Raw genomic sequence first — 18,318 nt, 5'->3', positions numbered from 1 at the left:
CTCCGTCAAACATGGCCGCAGGCCTTGCGGCAGCCGCCGCGCGACAGCTTGGCCTCGGCGAGCGCGAGGGAGACGCTGCGCCCCTCCACCCGCACCGGAACATGGCCGGTGCGGCCCTCGTCGGGGGCGACGGCCTCGCCGGTCGCCAGCTCGATCACCCAGCTGTGCAGCGGGCAGGTGACGCGGCGGCCATGGACGATGCCCTGGGACAGCGGCCCCTGCTTGTGCGGGCAGGCATCCTCCAGGGCGAAGACCTCGTCGGCCGCCGTGCGGAACAGGGCGATGTCGCCGCCGGGGGTGCGGACGACGCGCGAGCCCAGCACGGGGATGTCGTCGACGGTGCCGACCTGGGTCCAGACGGTTTCCACGATGATGCTGTCCATGATCCGTTACCCCACTTCGGCGAGCAGATTGAATTCGTGACGGTCGACGCCCTTGGCGGCGCGCTCCGCCCACGGGTCGTCCTGCGAGAAGGTCTGCGAGAACAGGAAGCGCGCGTTCAACGCCCGCCGCCGCTCCGGATCCTCGACCAGCGCCGCCTTGATGTGGTCGAGGCCGACACGCTCAACCCACGGCGCGGTGCGCTCCAGATAGCGGGCCTCCTCGCGGTAGAGCTGCATGAAGGCGCCGGTGTATTCCAGCACCTCCTCCTCCGTGCCCACGCGGACCATCAGGTCGCAGGCGCGGACATGCAGGCCGCCGTTGCCGCCGACATGCAGCTCGTAGCCGCTGTCGATGCACACCACGCCCAGATCCTTGATGGTCGCCTCGGCGCAGTTGCGCGGGCAGCCGGACACCGCCAGCTTGACCTTGTGCGGGGTCCAGGTGCCCCAGGTCAGCCGCTCCAGCTTCACGCCCAGCCCGGTCGAATCCTGCGTGCCGAAGCGGCACCACTCCGACCCGACGCAGGTCTTCACCGTGCGCAATCCCTTGGCATAGGCGTGGCCGGACACCATGCCTGCGGCGTTCAGGTCGGCCCAGACCGCCGGCAGATCCTCCTTCTTCACGCCGAACAGGTCGATGCGCTGGCCGCCGGTGACCTTCACGGTCGGGATGGCGAACTTGTCCACCACGTCGGCGATGGCGCGCAGTTCCGCCGCGTTGGTCAGGCCGCCCCACATGCGCGGCACGACCGAATAGGTGCCGTCCTTCTGGATGTTGGCATGGGCGCGCTCGTTGATGTAGCGGGACTGGTAATCATCCCGGTACTCGCCCGGCCAGGCGCACAGCAGGTAATAGTTCAGCGCCGGCCGGCAGGACGCGCAGCCGTCGGGCGTCGTCCATTCCATCGCCTGGAACACGTCGGCCATGGTCTTCAGCCCGCGCTCGACGATGGCCGCCCGCACCTGGTCATGGGTGTGGTGGGTGCATTTGCACATCGGCTTGACCTTGGGCGCGGCGGTGAAGCCGTCGCCCAGCGTCACCGCCAGCAGCCGCTCCACCGTGCCGGAGCAGCCGCCGCAGGAGGCCGACGCCTTGGTGTGCGCCTTCACCTCGTCCAGGCTGGTCAGGCCCTTCTCGGTGATCGCCTTGACGATGGTGCCCTTGCACACGCCGTTGCAGCCGCAGATCTCGGCACTGTCGGGCAGTGCCGCGATGGCGGCGTTGGGGTCGCCGGCATCGGCACCGCCGAAGCCCTGGCCGAAGATCATGGTGTCGCGCTCGGCCGACACGTCGGCGCCGTCCTTCAGCAGCGAGAAGTACCAGGCGCCGTCCTTGGTGTCGCCATACAGCACGGCGCCCAGCAGCCTGCCGTCCTTCAGCACCAGCCGCTTGTAGACACCGCGCGCCGCATCGCGGAACACGATGTCCTCGGTCCCCGCCCCGCCCGAGAAATCGCCGGCGGAGAACACGTCGACGCCGGTGACCTTCAGCTTGGTCGAGGTGACGGAGCCGGTGTAGGCGGCACCCTCCCCGCCCGCGAGGTCGTGGGCCAGCACCTTCGCCATCTCGAACAGCGGGGCGACGAGGCCCCAGGTGACGCCGCGATGCTCGACGCATTCGCCGACCGCGTAGATCGACGGGTCGCTGGTGCGCATCTGGTCGTCGACGCGGATGCCGCGCCCGCACTCCAGCCCGGCGGCCTTGCCCAGCGCCATGTTCGGGCGGATGCCCACGGCCATGACGACGATGTCGGCCGGCAGCTCGCGCCCATCCCGCAGGCGCACCGCGCTGACCCAGTCTTCGCCGACAATTTCGGCGGTGTCGGCGCCGGTCAGCACCTCGATGCCGCGGCGCTCCAGCTCGCGTTGCAGCAGCATGCCGGCCGACGGGTCGAGCTGGCGTTCCATCAGCGTCGGCATCAGATGGACGACGGTGACCTCCATGCCCTTGACGCGCAGGCCGTTGGCGGCCTCCAGCCCCAGCAGGCCACCGCCGATCACCACGGCCCGGCCGCCCTTCGCCGCCGCCGCCAGCATCGCGTCCACGTCCGCCAGATCGCGGAAGCCGATGACGCCCGGCAGGGTCGATCCCGGCACCGGGATGATGAAGGGCATGGAGCCGGTGGCGATCAGCAGCCGGTCATAGGGAACGACGCGGCCGGACTGCGAGACCACCATCTTCGCTTCGCGGTCGATGCCCTCCACCGCCTCGCCGGTCAGCAGCGCGATGCCGTGGGCGTCGTACCACTCGCGGCTGTTCAGCACGATCTGGTCGAAGGTCTTCTCGCCGGCCAGCACCGGCGACAGCATGATGCGGTTGTAGTTGGGATGCGGCTCGGCCCCGAAGACGGTGATGTCGAAGCGGCCGGGCGCCTTGGCCAGCAGCTCTTCCACCGTCTTCATGCCGGCCATGCCGTTGCCGACCACCACCAGCCGCTCTTTCGCCGGGCCGGCGCTGTGCAGTTCGGCCTCGGTCTGATCAACGACGGGCCCGTTGTTCGATGAGAGATGCATGTCCATGGCGCGTCTGCCTCGTCTATCGTGTCCGGCCTGCTGCAAAGTCAGGCACGGGGCCAAAAAGAAAGGCGTCCGAACGGGCCTGAACCCTGCCCGGCGAATGGTTCGCGAGGGCGGGTGCAGACCTGTTCGGACGCCGTTGTCCGGGCGGTTCGTCGTCGAACCAGAGCCAAATCCGCGCGTCGTCGCGTGGGCTTGGGCGGTGTCGCGGGCACTGGCGACGTTGCTGGCGCCCGCTGTTGTCTCGGCATTCCCTTCGCAATCCGCGTGCCAAACGCCGCCTGACCGAGCAGGCAATACAAAAGTCCAGGGATTCCGCGGGATCCCGAGCTTCACCGCACCCGATACCTAGGTGCCTGTTTTTGGGTCATGCTTAGGTATTGCACAAAGCATGGACATCCCGCTTTGTGTGCGCCGCAAAAAACGGCAAAGGGCTCAGTGCCCTCAGGAGGCGGTTCATACCTTCCGCCGAGTCATAGCCAAGGGAATCAACCGCTCCGGCCTATTTTTCAGCAAAAGCCATCCTTTGGCATGAGGCTTGCGAATGGGGAGGCCAGAGACGCGCCAACGACGGTGCGTGCATCCCAAGCGTCCAATGATGGGCCAGCCCCCGGCAGTGTTGCCGACCCCGGTATCGACAAGCCTTTCCATAAGGCTTTTCCGGTCGATCCCGCTGGACGCTTTCGACGGCCAAGGCACCTCCACAGCCATCTGCCCGAAAAACAGCCAGTCCGGGACTTGCCCAGAAAATCGTCACCGGTGTCGCACGCCCGACCGCTGGTCCGGATTTCAGAGATGGAGCAACCGACGTGGCCCACCGCACCCTCCGCAACCTTCTCGCATCCGCCGCTGCGGCCGTCGCCCTGACCGCAGGCGTCTCTAGCCATGCCGCCCCGCTCGACGTCGAAAAGGACCAGCTGAAGCTCGGCTTCATCAAGCTGACCGACATGGCGCCGCTCGCCATCGCCGTCGAGAAGGGATTCTTCGAGGATGAGGGCCTGTCCGTCACGCTGGAGCCGCAGGCGAACTGGAAGGTCCTGCTCGACCGCGTGATCTCCGGCGAGCTGGACGGCGCCCACATGCTGGCCGGCCAGCCGCTGGGCGCCACCATCGGCTTCGGCACCAAGGCGCACATCGTCACCGCCTTCTCGATGGACCTGAACGGCAACGGCATCACGCTGTCGAACGACGTCTGGCAGAAGATGAAGGCCAACGTGCCGAACGGCCCCGACGGCAAGCCGGTCCACCCGATCAAGGCCGACGCGCTGAAGCCGGTGATCGCCCAGTACAAGGCCGAAGGCAAGCCCTTCAACATGGGCATGGTCTTCCCGGTCTCGACCCACAATTACGAGCTGCGCTACTGGCTGGCGTCGGGCGGGATCAACCCCGGCTTCTACAGCCCGACCGACGTGTCGGGCCAGATCGGCGCCGACGCGCTGCTGTCGGTTACCCCGCCGCCGCAGATGCCGGCGACGCTGGAGGCCGGCACCATCTACGGCTACAGCGTCGGCGAGCCGTGGAACCAGCAGGCGGTGGTCAAGGGCATCGGCGTGCCGGTGATCACCGACACCGAGATCTGGAAGAACAACCCCGAGAAGGTCTTCGGCGTCACCGACGATTGGGCCAAGAAAAACCCCAAGACCCATCTGGCCGTCGTCAAGGCGCTGATCCGCGCCGCCCAGTGGCTGGACGAGAACAACAACGCCAACCGCGCCGAAGCGGTGAAGATCCTCGCCAAGTCGGAATATGTCGGTGCCGACGCCACGGTGATCGCCAACTCGATGACCGGCACCTTCGAGTATGAGAAGGGCGACAAGCGCGACGTTCCCGACTTCAACGTCTTCTTCCGCTACAACGCCACATATCCCTTCTATTCCGACGCCGTCTGGTACCTGACCCAGATGCGCCGCTGGGGCCAGATCGCCGAAGCGAAGCCCGACGCCTGGTACGACCAGACCGCGCGCAGCGTCTACAAGCCGGACATCTATCTCCAGGCCGCCAAGCTGCTGGTCGAGGAAGGCAAGTCTCGGCAAGCCGACTTCCCGTGGAAGAGCGACGGCTACAAGCCGGTCGACAACGGCTTCATCGACGGCATCCCCTATGACGGCCACAAGCCGAACGATTATCTCGCCAAGCAGCCCATCGGCCTGAAGGGCGACCAGAAGATCGAGGGCGGTCAGGTGGTGGGGGGCTGAGTCCTCCCGCTTTACCCGCCAAATCCCCCTCTCCCCACCCATACCACAAGGGGGGAGAGGGTCGGGGTGAGGGGGATCCGCTTCGAGGATCTCTTCGGCTGCGCCGAACCCCCTCATCCTAACCTTCTCCCCGGGGGGGAGAAGGGATCTTTCCAAGGGGAAGACTTCCATGACCAGCCTGACCGACACCTCCGCCGACCTTGCCCGCGCCCAGCGCAAGGCCCGCCGCGCCCATGCCCTCAACCGCGTCGCCGCCGTCCTGACCACAATCGGCCTCGGCTGGCTGGCGCCGCTGCTGCGGCTGGCATCCGGCGAGAACCCGCGCCAGCAGGGCGTCGAGCTGTGGCGCCAGATGGGCATCCCGCTGACCGCCATCCTGCTGTTCCTCGCCGCCTGGGGCTGGGCCGCCCCGCAGGTGCAGACCAGCCTGGGCGCCATCCCCGGCCCGGCCCAGGTGTGGGAGCAGGCGACCAACCTCTATGCCGACCACAAGGCCGAGCGCGCCAAGGAGGCTGCCTTCTACGACCGGCAGGCCAAGCGCAACGCCGAGATCCTGGCGAAGGATCCGAAGGCGGAGGTCAAGACCCGCCCCTATGCCGGCAAGCCGACCTACATCGACCAGATCGTCACCAGCCTGAAGACGGTCTTCACCGGCTTCCTGCTGGGCGCCCTGGTGGCGGTGCCGCTGGGGGTGGCGAGCGGCCTGTCGCCGACCGTCAACGCCGCGATCAACCCGCTGATCCAGATCTTCAAGCCGGTGTCGCCGCTGGCCTGGCTGCCGCTGGTCACCATGGTGGTCAGCGCCACCGTGTCGGGCAGCGACCCGCTGTTCGAGAAGTCCTTCCTGACCTCCGCCATCACCGTCACGCTGTGCTCGCTGTGGCCGACCCTGATCAACACGGCGGTCGGCGTCTCCTCCATCGACCGCGACCTGATGAATGTCGGCAAGGTGCTTCAGCTCTCCGGCTTCACCATGGTCCGCCGCCTCGTGCTGCCGTCGGCCCTGCCCTTCATCTTCACCGGCCTGCGCCTGTCGCTGGGCGTGGGCTGGATGGTGCTGATCGCCGCGGAGATGCTGGCCCAGAATCCCGGCCTCGGCAAGTTCGTCTGGGACGAGTTCCAGAACGGTTCCGCCAGCTCGCTCGCCAGGATCATGGTGGCGGTCTTCACCATCGGCCTGATCGGCTTCCTGCTCGACCGCGTGATGCTGGCGCTCCAGTCCGCCGTCAGCCACAGCCCCGCCCGCTAAGGAGACCGGCAATGGCGATCCTGGACCTGAAGGGTGTGTCGAAGTCCTACGGCGGCAACACCGTGCTGCGCGACATCGACCTGTCGATCGAAGAGGGCGAGTTCGTCGCCATCGTCGGCTTCTCCGGCTCCGGCAAGTCGACGCTGATCAACCTGATCGCCGGTCTGGCGATGCCCGATACCGGCGAGGTGCTGTACCGCGGCAAGCCGGTCACCGGCCCCGGCCCGGAGCGCGGCCTCGTCTTCCAGTCCTATTCGCTGATGCCCTGGCTCAGCGTGAAGGAGAATGTCGCCCTGGCGGTGGACGCCGTCCACAAGGCCAAGGGCGGTGCCGAACGCGGCGTGCTGACCCGCCGGGCGGTGGAGACGGTCGGCCTCGGCCACGCCACCGACCGCCGGCCCAAGGAGCTGTCGGGCGGCATGCGCCAGCGCGTCGGCTTCGCCCGCGCGCTCGCCATGAGCCCGGAGATGCTGCTGCTGGACGAGCCGCTGTCGGCGCTCGACGCGCTCACCCGCGCCAAGCTTCAGGACGAGATCGAGGCGATCTGGCGCAAGGACCGCAAGACCGTCATCCTCATCACCAACGACGTGGACGAGGCGATCCTGCTGGCCGACCGCATCGTGCCCCTGACCCCCGGCCCGAACGCCACGCTGGGTCCGGCCTTCACCGTGGACCTGCCACGTCCGCGCGACCGCACCGCCGTCAACCACGACGAGGACTTCAAGCGCCTGCGCGCCGAGGTCACCGCCTATCTGATGGAGGTCGGCGTCGCCCGCGGCACCGGCGGCGATGACGGTCTCGTCCTGCCCGACGTGAAGCCGATCACCGCCTCGCCCCCGCCCAAGGCCTACATCGAGGCGATGGGCGGGCGCGGCATGGAGGACCGCTATCTGGAATTCACCCGCCTGACCAAGACCTTCGCCACGCCGAAGGGTCCGCTGACCGTGGTGGACGGCTTCGATCTGAAGATGCGCAAGGGCGAGTTCGTCTCGCTGATCGGCCATTCCGGCTGCGGCAAGTCCACCGTGCTGTCGATGGTGGCGGGGCTGGCAGACGTGACCAGCGGCGGCATCGTGCTGGACGGCAAGGAGGTGGACGGCGCCGGTCCCGACCGCGCCGTGGTGTTCCAGGCCCCCAGCCTGTTCCCCTGGCTGACCGCCTACGAGAACGTCATGCTCGGCGTCGACCGCGTCTTCCCCCATGCGAGCAAGGGCGAGCGCGCCGACATCTCCCGCTATTACCTCGCCCGTGTGGGCTTGGGCGACAGCATGGACAAGAAGGCGTCGGAGCTGTCCAACGGCATGAAGCAGCGCGTCGGCATCGCCCGCGCCTTCGCCCTGTCGCCCAAGCTGCTGCTGCTGGATGAGCCGTTCGGCATGCTCGACAGCCTGACCCGCTGGGAGTTGCAGGAGGTGCTGATGGAGGTGTGGGCGCGCACCAAGGTCACCGCGGTCTGCGTTACCCACGATGTGGACGAGGCGCTGCTGCTGGCCGACCGGGTGGTGATGATGACCAACGGCCCGAATGCCAAGATCGGCCACGTCCTGACCGTCGACATCCCCCATCCCCGCACCCGCCAGGCCCTGCTGGAGCACCCGCGCTATTACGACTACCGCGAGGAGCTGCTGAACTTCCTCGAAGGCGGCCATGCCGGGGCGCCGAAGAAGGCGGCCTGACCGACCATAAATGCCCTCTCCCGCCCCGGGAGAGGGAGGGGACCCACGAAGTGGGGAGGGTGAGGGGTGACCCAAGCATCCCGAACCGCATGGCTCCGTGCCTAACCCCTCACCCTTCCCACCGCTTCGCGGCGGGCCCCTTCCCTCTCCCGGGGCGGGAGAGGGAAATCTCTACCATCCGGAAAGTCTACCGAAGACTCATCGACAAGCTGGTCCCGCGGGACCAGCTTGTTGTCTTTCGGCGATTGAGACGGGAGAGAGGAAGATGAAGCGCGTGACCCTGCCGGACGGCACCGAGGTCCCGGCTCTCGGCCAGGGCACCTGGATGATGGCGGAGGGGCGCGGCGACCGCGCCGCCGAGATCGCCGCCATCCGGGCCGGCATCGACCGTGGCGTGACCCTGATCGACACCGCCGAGATGTATGGCGACGGCGCGTCGGAGGAGCTGGTGGGCGAGGCCATCGCCGGCCGGCGCGACGGGCTGTTCATCGTCACCAAGGTCCTGCCCAGCAACGCGTCGCGCATCGGCACCGTCAAGGCCTGCGAGCGCAGCCTGAAGCGGCTGGGGATCGACCGCATCGACCTCTACCTGCTGCACTGGCGCGGCGGCGTGCCGCTGGAGGAGACGGTCGAGGCGTTCCAATCGCTGATCCAGGCCGGCAAGATCGCCCGCTGGGGCGTCTCCAACTTCGACGTCGACGATCTGGAGGAGCTGGCCGAGGCCACCGACCTGCACGGCTGCGCCGTCAATCAGGTGCTCTACAACCCCGAACACCGCGGCATCGAATACGACCTGCTGCCGTTCCAGCACACCGCCCGCATGCCGGTGATGGCCTATTCCCCCATCGGCCAGGGCGGCCGCCTGCTGCGCTCCCCCGCCTTGCTGGCGGTGGCGAAGCGCCACGGCGTGACACCGGCCCAGGTCGCGATTGCATGGGCGCTGCGGCAGCAGGGGGTGATCGCGATCCCCAAGGCCGGCACGACGGCGCATGCCCTCGAGAATGCCGAGGCGGTCAAGCTGACCCTGACCGGCGAGGACATCGCGGAGATCGACAAGGCCTTCCCGCCGCCGAAACGCAAGCAGCCGCTGGCGATGATCTGAGGCATGACCTGGGGATGGCCGAAGGAGCGGAACGCCCCGGTCAGAGCGCCAGATCGGACGACAGGGGCTGGTCCAGCCCGAGCCACGCGTCAGCCAGCGGGCCGACGGTCAATGCCCCGTCGATCCGGCAGTCGGCCAGGGCGGTGCTGAAGGTTTCATGCAGATCGGCCAGGGCGGCGGACGGCAGGCCCATCGCCAGACGCAGGGTCACGTCCAGCCGCCTGCCGGCCAGCGTCGCCATCAGCTGCACCGGCCCCAGCCGCTGCGGCCGGGCCTGAAGCACCAGGGTGACGCGGTCGGACAGCCCGTCCTCGATCCCGACGGCACAGAGCAGCCCGTCGTCGCTGTCGAGCAGGGGCACGCGCGACAGCCGCCACAGCCGCCCATCCACCGGCTGGAAGCGCGACGCCAGCGCCCGGTCGCACTCGTCGATCAGCAATCCGCCGTCCAGATCCGCCAGCCGTGCCGCCGCGTCGGCTCCGACCCAGCCGCGGCAGCCGCCCGCGGTCGCCGCCAGGAACAGGGCGAGCGCCGCGCCGAAGGTCGAATCGCAGCGCGGCAGGCAGCCGCGCGCCAGCACCGCATCGGCCGGCGACAGCGAATCCAGCAGGTCGAGCAGACGGCGCACCAGCGGCGGCGCCTCGTCGCCATCGGCCGGGCCGCCCGCCGGAGCGTGGGTGGCGGCTGACGGCGGCGAGGCGAAATGCGCCGCCAGCAGGCTCGGCGGCGGCACATGCCGGGGAACGAGGTCGCGCCCCGCCATTCAATCGGCCTCCATCCGGATGGTCCCCATTCCGTGGCGCTCCGCTCAATAGACGACGGCGTCGGCGTCGTCGGATTGCGGGATGATGATGGTGCCGTCCTCCGCCATCGCCTTGGCGACGCGCACGATCTCCGCCTGGGCGTCGTTGACGTCGCGCATGCGCAAGGGGCCCATATTCTCGATCTCGTCCAGCAGGATCAGGCGGGCGCGTTCCGACAGGACCGACAGGAAATGGTCGCGCTGCGCCACGGGCGCGCCCTTCAGCGCGATGGCGAGCTGGCCGGTGTCGCAGCGACGGATCACCGCCTGCAGCGAGACGCGGTCGAGCCGCATCAGATCCTCGAAGGTGAACATCAGCTGCTTGATGCGCTGGGTCGGCTCCGGCATCACGGTTTCCAGATCGTCGAAGATCTCGGTCAGCGTCTCGCGGTCGATGCGGTTGAAGATGTCGGCCATCCGCTCCAGCGAATCGTTGCCGTGGGTGCGGGCGTAATTCGCCATGAACTCGTTGTGCAGGATCGATTCGATGTCCAGCAGCACCTCGCGCTGCACCGATTCGATCTGGATCATGCGCTCGATCACCTCGGTGCGGATCGCCGGGGGCAGCAGGACCAGCACCTTGGCGGCATGGTCGGCGCGCATCTTGGACAGGATGACCGCCGCCGTCTGGGGATATTCGCCGGCCAGATAGCTGGCGAGCACCCCCTCGTTCACGTTGGACATCTTCTCCCACATGGTGCGGCCGGCCGGACCGCGGATCTCGCCCATGATCTCCGTCACGCGGTCGGCCGGCAGGAAGCGGTTCAGCATCCGCTCCGTGCTGTCGTAGGAGCCTACGACCGATCCGGCATTGGCGAAGCGTTCGGTGAAGATGCGCATCAGCGTCTCCACCAGATTGGAGGTGACGTTGCCGAGCGTCGCCATCGACCGGCTGACGAGGCGGATCTCGTCCTCGTCCAGCCGTTCCATCAGCCGGGAACCGCGCTCCTCGCCCAACGCCAGGAAGATGACCGCACTTTTCTCGATGCCGGTCAGGCTCTTGTAGTTCTCACGGATCTTGATCGGCGTTCCCATGGCGGCACCTCAGAATGAGCAATCGGCGGAGGGGGCGGAAGATGGGGCGGTATCGGAGGCGTCGGCCGGCGGCAGGGCCAGCGCGCGGTCATGGCGGAAGGCCACCGCCATCACCGCCCCGGCCACCAGCAGCAGCGGATGCGGGATCAGCGGGTTGGGATCGAGGACGGCGAGCAGCCCGGCGACCGAACCGTCCTCCGGCACCGCCACCCCGCGGCGGCGGGCCAGCGCCAGCAGGCTGTCGGCCAGACTGGCAGAGGGATTGACTGCGGGACTGGCGGCGATGTCGGCGGGCGTGTCGTCCATCGCCTCACACCCCATAGGAGCGGATCAGGCTGCCGGCGATCAGGAACCAGCCGTCGGTCAGCACGAAGAAGATGATCTTGAAGGGCAGCGCGATCATCACCGGCGGCAGCATCATCATGCCCATCGCCATCAGGATCGCCGCCACCACCATGTCGATCACCAGGAAAGGCAGGAACAGCAGGAAGCCGATCTCGAAGGCGCGGCGCAGCTCCGACAGCAGGAAGGCCGGCATCAGCAGCCGCAGGTCGACGCTCTCCGCCGTCACCGGCCGCTCGTCCCGTGCCGGCTCCGTGCCCTCGCCCGCCGGCTTCGGCTTGGCCGTGAAGGCGGCGAAGGCGGCCAGATCGCGGTCCCGGACATGCGAGGCCATGAAGCCGCGGAACGGCTCGATCATCCGCTCCAGCCCCTGCTCCTGGGTCACCTGCTCGTTCAGCAACGGGCGCAAGCCCTCCTGCCAGGCGCTGTCGATCACCGGCCCCATGATGTGGAAGGTCAGGAACATGGCGAGGCTGACCAGCACCATGTTCGGCGGCGACTGCTGCAAGCCCAGCGCGGAGCGCAGCAGCGACAGCACGACGATGATGCGGGTGAAGCAGGTGACCATGATCAGCAGGCCGGGCGCGACGCTGAGGACCGTCAGCAGCACGATGCCCTGGACGATCCGCCCCGACAGGCTCCCCCCATCCGCCAGCGATCCGAGCGCACCGAGGTTGAGGTCGAGCGGCGCCGCCGCCGCCGGGCCGGCGGCGAGGAGGAGGGCCAGGAGGAGGAGAAGGGGGCGGAGGCGCATGCGGGGACTTTCGGGGGGATGTTTGACAATAGTCGCCCTCTCCCGCCCCGGGAGAGGGAGGGGACCCACGAAGTGGGGAGGGTGAGGGGGTGGGCGAGAATCAAGGAGCGCATGGTTCCTTGGATCACCCCTCACCCTTCCCACCGCTTCGCGGCGGGCCCCTTCCCTCTCCCGGGGCGGGAGAGGGAGTTTCGGGGATTCTCCTCCCCCTCAGTCGATCTCCAGTTCCGTCCGCACGATCTCGGTCAGCGTCACGCCGAGGCGCTGGTCCTCGACGATCACCACCTCGCCGCGCGCGACCAGACGGTGGTTGACCAGCACCTCGACCGGTTCGTCCACCTTGCGCTCAAGCTCCAGCACGGCGCCGCGGCCGAGCTTCAGCAATTGCGCCACCAGCATGCTGGTGCGGCCCAGCACGACCTGCACGTCCACCGGCACGTTGTAGATGGCGTTCATCGGCCCGTCGTAAGCCTTGTCGCCGGCCTTTTCGGGGGCCTTCTCCGCCTGCTTGGGATCGTCGTCGAGGATGTCGAGGTTCAAGGGAGGCATGAGGAGTCTCGCTTCACGTCGGTTGGGGCATGTCGGAGGACAGGGCCGGCGCCAGGGCGGCGACGGCGCGGTCGGTGAGGTCGGCGACGGCGGCCTCGAAAACGGCGGGATCGCGGCTGACGGAGCCGGCGCCCCAGTTGGCCTCCAGGGCGCCGACGGCCAGCGCCGGGTCGCCCTGGATGTCGAGGCGGCCCTGGAAGACGCCCTGCCCGGCCAGCCGCTCTTCCAGCGGGCGGCAGAGCGACGGGTGCAGGCGCAGGGTCAGAACCGGGGCCTGCCCGGCGGCGCGCAGGGCATCGACGGCCAGACGCTCCACCTCGGCGCGGGCGACCTCATCGAGCAGGCGCGGCGCCATCCGGCGGACCAGCGCCAGCAGAATGAAAGCGCCCTGGGACTCCAGCCGCTGCATCACCGCGGCGTGGTCGGCGTCGAGCGCCGCCATCCGGTGTGCCAATTGGTCGAGGGTGGCCGACAGCTCCGCCTCGATCCGGCGGGCGGCGGACAGCTCGCCGTCGCGCCGGCCCTGGGCGAGCCCCTCGGCCAGCGCGGTCCGGCGGGTTTCGTCCAGCGCCGCGCGATGGTCGCGCTCGGACAGGCTCGGCAGGTCGAGCGGATCGACGGCCTGCGCCTCGTCCGGTTCCGCCACCGCGGCGGGCGCGCCGAAGCTGTGGTCGAAGCGGTAGCGCGGATAGGCGGCCATCACGCCACCTCCTCATAGAGCCAGGAGCGCAGGATATCGATGGCCTCGTCCGGATACTGGTCGACCAGCTCGCCCAGCCGGCGGATGGAGGAGGCGCGGACGCGGCCCTCCACGGTGCGCAGCTCGATCAGCTGGTCCATCGTCTCCTCGATGCCGAGCTGCGGCGTCATCGGCGCGGCGGCCAGCGCGGCATCGGCCTCCCCGCCGTCGGCCAGCGCCGCACCGGCGGCAGTACCAGCGGCGACGGGGCCGGTCAGCTGCGGCATGGCGCCGCCGGCCGGAGCCGCCAGCGCCGGGGCGGCGGCCTCCGCCACCACCGGTTCCGGCGCCGGGAAGACGCGGCGGATCAGCGGACGCAGGCCGACCAGGATCACCAGGGCGGAGAGCACCAGCAGGATCACCCACTGGATCAGCGTCATGACGTTGCGGGTCAGCGTCTCGGCGATCTCGTCGCCCAGCGGGCGCGGCGCGAGGTCGGGGGCCAGATCGACGAATTCCAGATTGTCCACCGTCACCCGGTCGCCGCGCGCCTCGCTGAAGCCCATGGCGGAGCGGACCAGCTCGCCCAGGCGCTGAAGCTCCTCCGCACTACGCGGCTCGTACTGGCGGGTGCCGTCGGGTGCGGTCTTCCAGGTGCCGTTGACCAGCACGGCGACGCTGAGGCGGCGGACGTCGCCCGGCTCGATCACCGTTTCGCGGCTGACGTTGGAGATCTCGTAATTGACCGTCTCCTCCTGCCGCTTGCTGTCGTTGGAGGATTGCGGCCCCTGCGATTGGGCGCGCACGTCGCGCTGCGGCAGGTTCTGTTCGGCGGTGACCGGCGGCTCGCCGTTGCTGTCCTGGCTGCGGTCCTGCTCCTGCACGGTCTGGGTGGAGCGGATCACCTGGCTGTTGGGGTCGAAGGTCTGGCTGCGCACCACCTCGCGCTTGGTCTCCACCTCGGCGGCGACCTGGACGCGGACGTTGCCGGCGCCGAGCCGGGCGGTCAGCATCTGCTCCACCGCACGGGCGACGCGGGTTTCCGCCGCGACCCGCAGCCCGTCTGTGCGCGCCGACGCCAGCCCCGGCCCGTCATCCTCGGTCAGCAGCAGCTCGCCGGAGGAATCCATCACCGTCACGGCGCTGGGCTTCAGGTTCGGCACGGCGGCGGAGACGAGATGGCGGATCGACAGGGCCTGTTTGCGGTCCATCGACCCACGGCCGCGCATGCGCACCACCACCGACGCGGTCGGCTTGGGCGCGCTGCGCGAGAACTCCTCACGCTCCGGCAGGACGATGTGGACGCGCGCCGCCTCGACGCCGGACAGCGTCTCGATGGTGCGGCCGAGTTCGCCCTCCATGGCGCGCAGGCGGTTGATGCGCTGCATGAAGCTGGTGATGCCAAGCGGCTTGTCGGTGTCGAACAGCTCGTAGCCGACGCCGCCATGCGCAGGCAGCCCCTTCTCCGCCAGCGCCATGCGGACGCGGGAGACGTCGGCCTGCGGCACGCTGATCGTCGTGCCGTCGAAGCCGGCATTCACCGGCACGCCCATGTCCTGGACCGCCTTGGCGATGCGGCCGGCCTCCGCCGGTTCCAGCCCGCTGTAAAGCGCGGTCATGTGCGGCTGCGACAGCAGAACCGCCATGCCGGCGACGGCCAGGACGATGCCGAGCCCGGTCCCCGCCAGCACGAGCAGCCGACCGCGCCCCAACGACCGCAACGTGTCGATCAGACTGTCCACGGTTCCCCGCACCTTTAAAGTTTCTGAAAATCGGCGGGCCTAGTCTTCGCCCTGCGCACCCCGTCACGCTAACGGCGCGACTTTTAAGCGGAGTAAAAAACGGGGATGTCGCCAAAGACAAAGCCGCTAAAACTTTAAAGAATGCTCGGTTGATTAAAATTTTCGGCAATGTCCGGCGGGATGGAGCGATGATTACACGGTTCGGCATGGCGAAGACAGGAGCGGGGGCGGCGCGGGACGAGCTGCTCGACCGGCTGCGCGGATCGGGGCGCATCCTGGTGGTGGCCTTGCCGGTCGCCCGGCTGCTCGTCGGCATTGCGGCGCTGGGCGCGGTGGCTGCGGCCGGGCTCGGCGGCTACTGGCTGGCTGCGGGACCGCAGGCGGTCGAGCGGCTGTGGACCCGGTCGGCGGAGACGGCCCCGGCCGATGCCGTGGTCGACATGCCGGAACTGGTGGTCAACCTGCGCCGCGACACGCCGTCCCGCTTCCTGAAGATCGGCCTGTCCCTGACCGTCGCCCATCGCGACCGGCAGGCGCTGGAACAGGCGATGCCGCAGCTGACCGACAGCCTGCAGGAGTTTCTGCGCAACCTGGACCAGGACGACCTCGACGGGTCGGCCGGGCTGCATCGCCTGCGCAGCGAGATCAAGCGCCGCTTCAACCTGATCCTGTCCGATCCCGCCGGCCGGCGCGACGTCGTGACCGACGTTCTGCTGCGCAGCCTGCTCACGCAATAGCGACCTCCAGAGGCACCGGATGACGACCGACACCCCCGCCCCGCCTTCCACATCCATGCCCACATCCACGCTGGCCGCCGAGGAGGATGCGGACTGGTCCGACGCCGCGTGGGAACTGGCTGCCGCACAGCAGGCCGCCGCCCCCGCCCCGCCCCCGGCCGAAGACGCCGCGGCGATGGCGGAGGCGCTGCGGGAGGCGCTGGCCGGCGAGACCAAGACGCTGAGCCAGGAGGAGATCGACCGGCTGCTGAATTTCGGCGCCCCGGAAGGCGGCGGGCCGGAGATGAGCGCCATCCAGCGGCTGGTCAGCTCGACCACGGTCAACAAGGACCGGCTGCCGATGCTGGACGTGGTGTTCGACCGCATGGTGCGGATGCTGAACACCTCGCTGCGCCAGTTCGCCTCGACCAACGTCGAGGCGTCGCTGTCGAAGATCGAATGGCTGCGCTACACCGACTTCCAGGACGCCATCGAGCTGCCGGCCCTGATCGGCGTCGCCCGCGCCGAGCCGTGGGACAACCAGATGCTGGTGACCATCGACAGCGCGCTGATCTATTGCATGATGGACGTGCTGCTGGGCGGGCGGCGGTCCAGGCCGGGGCGGATCGACGGGCGCGCCTACACCTCCATCGAACGCAAGATGACCGAGCGGATGATGAAGGTGGTGCTCCAGGATCTGGGGCAGTCCTTCGACCCGCTGGCCCAGGTCGATTTCGTCTTCGACCGGCTGGAGGTGAACCCGCAGTTCGCCACCATCACGCGGGCCAGCAACGCCATCATCCGCGTGCGCATCGCCGTGGAGGTGGAGCGCCGCACCGGCCACATCGACATCGTCATCCCCTACGCCACGCTGGAGCCGGTCCGCGGCAAGCTGGTGCAGATGTTCATGGGCGAGAAGTTCGGCCACGACACGGTGTGGGAAAGCCACCTGAAGAACGAACTGATGCGCTCGAAGCTGGAACTGGTCGCCGTCCTGGCGGAGACCAAGGTGCCGCTGGGCGAGGTTCTGGCCTGGCAGAAGGGCCAGTCGCTGAAGCTGCGCATCAGCCCGGACCAGACCGTCCTGGTCTTCAGCAAGACCATCCCGCTGTTCGCCGGCCACATGGGACAGCGCAACGACAACATCGCGGTGAAGATCGACACCGATCTCGATACCAAGCAGGAGCTGATCGATGGTCTCCTTTCTCATTGACGCGGCCCTGGCGGTGATGCTGGTCACGGCGACCGCCTATCTGGTCATCGTCAACAAGCGGCTGAAGCTGCTGCGCACCGGCCAGTCCGAGATCAACGCCCTGGTGTCGACCTTCTCCAAGTCCATCGACGACACCGACGCCTCGATGAAGCGCATGGTGGCGTCGGCGACGGAGATCGCCGCCCGGCTGGCCGACGATCTCGACCGTGCCAAGGGCATGAAGGAGGACATGGGGCTGATCCTGGGCTCCTGCGAGCGCACCACCGCGCGCATGGAGGAGTCGGTCCAGCATGCCCGTGCCCTGCTGCGCCGCCTGGACGAGGGCGCGATGGCAAGCTCCGCACGCGCCGCACGCAATCGGGCGCGACCGGACGAGGGTGACGAGGCCGGAACCGCCGCGAAGCCGCTGGATACGGAACCGGCTCCCTCCTCTCCCCTCCTGGCGGCGCTGAAAGCGGCAGAGGTGGACAAGGGCGAGTTCCAGGCGCTGGAAACGGCTCTGCGCGCGGTGGTGGCCGGCCAGCCTGTTGAAGCCGCCTCTCCCGCGCCGTCCGGCCCGGCGAAGGCGGCGGCCAGCGCCTTCTATGCGCGGCTGCGCACCGTCGGGTCGGAGGCGTCGGCATGATCCCGCGGATTCTCCCCATCACCCTGGTCGCCGTGCTGATGGTGCTGCCGCTGAAGCTCGGCGCCCTGGTCGACGGCTTCCCGGTCATCGCCCAGCAGTTCGACCGCGAGTTCGGCGCCCATGAACGGCCCTGGGCAACCGACCTGAAGGCGAACGACGGCAAGGCGACGGCGGAGGCAGCCCCCGCCCCGGTGCCGCCGCCGGTGTCCACGCCGGTCGCCGAGGTCCCGCCTCCGGTGACGCTGGCGCCGCCGAACTGCACCGATCCGCTGCTGCGCGCCGCCATCGACGAGCAGAAGGCCGACACGTCCGGCCGGCAGAACCGCCTGCGCGAGGCCGAGGCGGTGCTCGCCGCGACCGAGGCGCGGGTCGGCACGCAGATCCAGCGGCTGAACGGGGTGAAGCGCGAGGTCGAGGCGCTGATGACCCAGCGCTCCACCCTGGCGCAGGAAGATTTGAAGCGGATGGTGGCGATCTACGAGGCAATGAAGCCGCGCGACGCCGCCCGCATCCTGACCGACATGGAAACGGATATGGTCGTCGATGTGCTGGACCGCATTTCCGAACGGCGCGCCGCGCCGATCCTGGCCGAGATGGCCGACGCCAAGGCGCGCGAGGTGACGCGGCTGATCCTGCAACGCCGCGCCCTGCCCGGCGACCGCAAGGCCGCTCCGGCGGTCGTCGGGGCCTCGGTGCCCGTCACCGCCATGCCGCGCCCCACCCTGACCAATTGAGCGCC

The 18,318-nt window shown here is 68.9% G+C and carries 17 protein-coding genes; 8 read left to right on the top strand and 9 right to left on the bottom strand.

The window, feature by feature from the left end; all coding sequences use genetic code 11:
- Positions 1-5: 5 nt before the first annotated feature.
- The gene (gene nirD / locus CRT60_RS06020; protein ID WP_098735516.1) at positions 6-383 is read right to left on the bottom strand and encodes a nitrite reductase small subunit NirD; all 378 of its coding nucleotides are present in this window, start codon (positions 381-383) and stop codon (positions 6-8) included.
- Between the two features lie 6 nt (positions 384-389).
- A complete protein-coding gene (gene nirB, locus CRT60_RS06015) occupies positions 390-2,897 on the bottom strand; it encodes a nitrite reductase large subunit NirB (RefSeq protein WP_204561711.1) in 2,508 nt (835 codons plus the stop codon).
- An 812-nt stretch (positions 2,898-3,709) separates the two neighbouring features.
- On the opposite strand from nirB, the gene CRT60_RS06010 reads away from it, so the two are divergent.
- From CRT60_RS06010 to CRT60_RS05995, 4 genes are all read left to right on the top strand, one after another.
- Positions 3,710-5,095 carry a CmpA/NrtA family ABC transporter substrate-binding protein gene (locus CRT60_RS06010; RefSeq protein ID WP_098735514.1) on the top strand — a complete coding sequence of 462 codons (1,386 nt, stop codon included), beginning with the start codon at positions 3,710-3,712 and terminating at the stop codon, positions 5,093-5,095.
- Positions 5,096-5,264: 169 nt separating this feature from the next.
- A complete protein-coding gene (locus CRT60_RS06005) occupies positions 5,265-6,344 on the top strand; it encodes an ABC transporter permease (protein ID WP_098735513.1) in 1,080 nt (359 codons plus the stop codon).
- A gap of 11 nt (positions 6,345-6,355) precedes the next feature.
- Positions 6,356-8,020: an ABC transporter ATP-binding protein gene (locus tag CRT60_RS06000; protein ID WP_098735512.1), complete on the top strand. Its 1,665-nt coding sequence runs from the start codon at positions 6,356-6,358 to the stop codon at positions 8,018-8,020.
- Between the two features lie 265 nt (positions 8,021-8,285).
- Positions 8,286-9,122, top strand: coding sequence for an aldo/keto reductase (locus CRT60_RS05995; RefSeq protein WP_098735511.1), 837 nt, complete (start codon positions 8,286-8,288; stop codon positions 9,120-9,122).
- A gap of 40 nt (positions 9,123-9,162) precedes the next feature.
- On the opposite strand, the gene CRT60_RS05990 is transcribed toward CRT60_RS05995, so the two are convergent.
- The 7 genes from CRT60_RS05990 to fliF form a co-directional block, all read right to left on the bottom strand.
- On the bottom strand, positions 9,163-9,885 hold the full coding sequence (locus tag CRT60_RS05990; RefSeq protein WP_098735510.1) for a hypothetical protein: 723 nt from the start codon (positions 9,883-9,885) through the stop codon (positions 9,163-9,165).
- 45 nt (positions 9,886-9,930) lie between these two features.
- Positions 9,931-10,959 carry a flagellar motor switch protein FliG gene (locus tag CRT60_RS05985; protein ID WP_098735509.1) on the bottom strand — a complete coding sequence of 343 codons (1,029 nt, stop codon included), beginning with the start codon at positions 10,957-10,959 and terminating at the stop codon, positions 9,931-9,933.
- A 9-nt stretch (positions 10,960-10,968) separates the two neighbouring features.
- A complete protein-coding gene (locus tag CRT60_RS05980; protein ID WP_244592303.1) occupies positions 10,969-11,265 on the bottom strand; it encodes a hypothetical protein in 297 nt (98 codons plus the stop codon).
- Between the two features lie 4 nt (positions 11,266-11,269).
- Entirely contained in the window at positions 11,270-12,055 is a 786-nt protein-coding gene (fliP, locus tag CRT60_RS05975) for a flagellar type III secretion system pore protein FliP (RefSeq protein WP_098735507.1), read from the bottom strand.
- Positions 12,056-12,265: 210 nt separating this feature from the next.
- Entirely contained in the window at positions 12,266-12,604 is a 339-nt protein-coding gene (fliN, locus tag CRT60_RS05965; RefSeq protein ID WP_098735505.1) for a flagellar motor switch protein FliN, read from the bottom strand.
- Between the two features lie 13 nt (positions 12,605-12,617).
- Positions 12,618-13,304, bottom strand: coding sequence for a FliH/SctL family protein (locus tag CRT60_RS05960; RefSeq protein WP_167421622.1), 687 nt, complete (start codon positions 13,302-13,304; stop codon positions 12,618-12,620).
- The gene (gene fliF / locus CRT60_RS05955) at positions 13,304-15,025 is read right to left on the bottom strand and encodes a flagellar basal-body MS-ring/collar protein FliF (RefSeq protein ID WP_244592302.1); all 1,722 of its coding nucleotides are present in this window, start codon (positions 15,023-15,025) and stop codon (positions 13,304-13,306) included. The genes CRT60_RS05960 and fliF overlap by 1 nt, the downstream gene beginning before the upstream one ends.
- Positions 15,026-15,213: 188 nt before the next feature.
- Here fliF and CRT60_RS05950 point away from each other — a divergent pair, with 188 nt between their 5' ends.
- From CRT60_RS05950 to CRT60_RS05935, 4 genes are read left to right on the top strand one after another with little or no spacing between them, the layout of a single operon-like run.
- Positions 15,214-15,762 carry a flagellar basal body-associated FliL family protein gene (locus CRT60_RS05950; protein WP_244592301.1) on the top strand — a complete coding sequence of 183 codons (549 nt, stop codon included), beginning with the start codon at positions 15,214-15,216 and terminating at the stop codon, positions 15,760-15,762.
- Positions 15,763-15,781: 19 nt separating this feature from the next.
- Positions 15,782-16,954: a flagellar motor switch protein FliM gene (gene fliM / locus CRT60_RS05945; RefSeq protein ID WP_244592300.1), complete on the top strand. Its 1,173-nt coding sequence runs from the start codon at positions 15,782-15,784 to the stop codon at positions 16,952-16,954.
- Complete coding sequence (locus CRT60_RS05940) at positions 16,935-17,579, top strand: DUF6468 domain-containing protein (RefSeq protein ID WP_098735501.1); 645 nt, start codon at positions 16,935-16,937, stop codon at positions 17,577-17,579. Before fliM ends, CRT60_RS05940 begins: the two co-directional genes overlap by 20 nt.
- A complete protein-coding gene (locus CRT60_RS05935; RefSeq protein WP_098735500.1) occupies positions 17,576-18,313 on the top strand; it encodes a MotE family protein in 738 nt (245 codons plus the stop codon). The genes CRT60_RS05940 and CRT60_RS05935 overlap by 4 nt, the downstream gene beginning before the upstream one ends.
- The last annotated feature ends 5 nt before the right edge of the window (positions 18,314-18,318 follow it).

The organism is Azospirillum palustre (genome assembly GCF_002573965.1).
Classification (GTDB): domain Bacteria; phylum Pseudomonadota; class Alphaproteobacteria; order Azospirillales; family Azospirillaceae; genus Azospirillum; species Azospirillum palustre.
This window is presented reverse-complemented; position numbering and strand designations above follow the sequence as displayed.

What these genes read in the sequence shown, in the direction of transcription:
- nirD (WP_098735516.1), bottom strand. Translation starts at nt 383, where the DNA reads ATGGACAGCATCATCGTGGAAACCGTCTGGACCCAGGTCGGCACCGTC.
- nirB (WP_204561711.1), bottom strand. Translation starts at nt 2,897, where the DNA reads ATGCATCTCTCATCGAACAACGGGCCCGTCGTTGATCAGACCGAGGCC.
- CRT60_RS06005 (WP_098735513.1), top strand. Translation starts at nt 5,265, where the DNA reads ATGACCAGCCTGACCGACACCTCCGCCGACCTTGCCCGCGCCCAGCGC.
- CRT60_RS06000 (WP_098735512.1), top strand. Translation starts at nt 6,356, where the DNA reads ATGGCGATCCTGGACCTGAAGGGTGTGTCGAAGTCCTACGGCGGCAAC.
- CRT60_RS05995 (WP_098735511.1), top strand. Translation starts at nt 8,286, where the DNA reads ATGAAGCGCGTGACCCTGCCGGACGGCACCGAGGTCCCGGCTCTCGGC.
- CRT60_RS05990 (WP_098735510.1), bottom strand. Translation starts at nt 9,885, where the DNA reads ATGGCGGGGCGCGACCTCGTTCCCCGGCATGTGCCGCCGCCGAGCCTG.
- CRT60_RS05985 (WP_098735509.1), bottom strand. Translation starts at nt 10,959, where the DNA reads ATGGGAACGCCGATCAAGATCCGTGAGAACTACAAGAGCCTGACCGGC.
- CRT60_RS05980 (WP_244592303.1), bottom strand. Translation starts at nt 11,265, where the DNA reads ATGGACGACACGCCCGCCGACATCGCCGCCAGTCCCGCAGTCAATCCC.
- fliP (WP_098735507.1), bottom strand. Translation starts at nt 12,055, where the DNA reads ATGCGCCTCCGCCCCCTTCTCCTCCTCCTGGCCCTCCTCCTCGCCGCC.
- fliN (WP_098735505.1), bottom strand. Translation starts at nt 12,604, where the DNA reads ATGCCTCCCTTGAACCTCGACATCCTCGACGACGATCCCAAGCAGGCG.
- CRT60_RS05960 (WP_167421622.1), bottom strand. Translation starts at nt 13,304, where the DNA reads ATGGCCGCCTATCCGCGCTACCGCTTCGACCACAGCTTCGGCGCGCCC.
- CRT60_RS05950 (WP_244592301.1), top strand. Translation starts at nt 15,214, where the DNA reads ATGATTACACGGTTCGGCATGGCGAAGACAGGAGCGGGGGCGGCGCGG.
- fliM (WP_244592300.1), top strand. Translation starts at nt 15,782, where the DNA reads ATGACGACCGACACCCCCGCCCCGCCTTCCACATCCATGCCCACATCC.
- CRT60_RS05940 (WP_098735501.1), top strand. Translation starts at nt 16,935, where the DNA reads ATGGTCTCCTTTCTCATTGACGCGGCCCTGGCGGTGATGCTGGTCACG.
- CRT60_RS05935 (WP_098735500.1), top strand. Translation starts at nt 17,576, where the DNA reads ATGATCCCGCGGATTCTCCCCATCACCCTGGTCGCCGTGCTGATGGTG.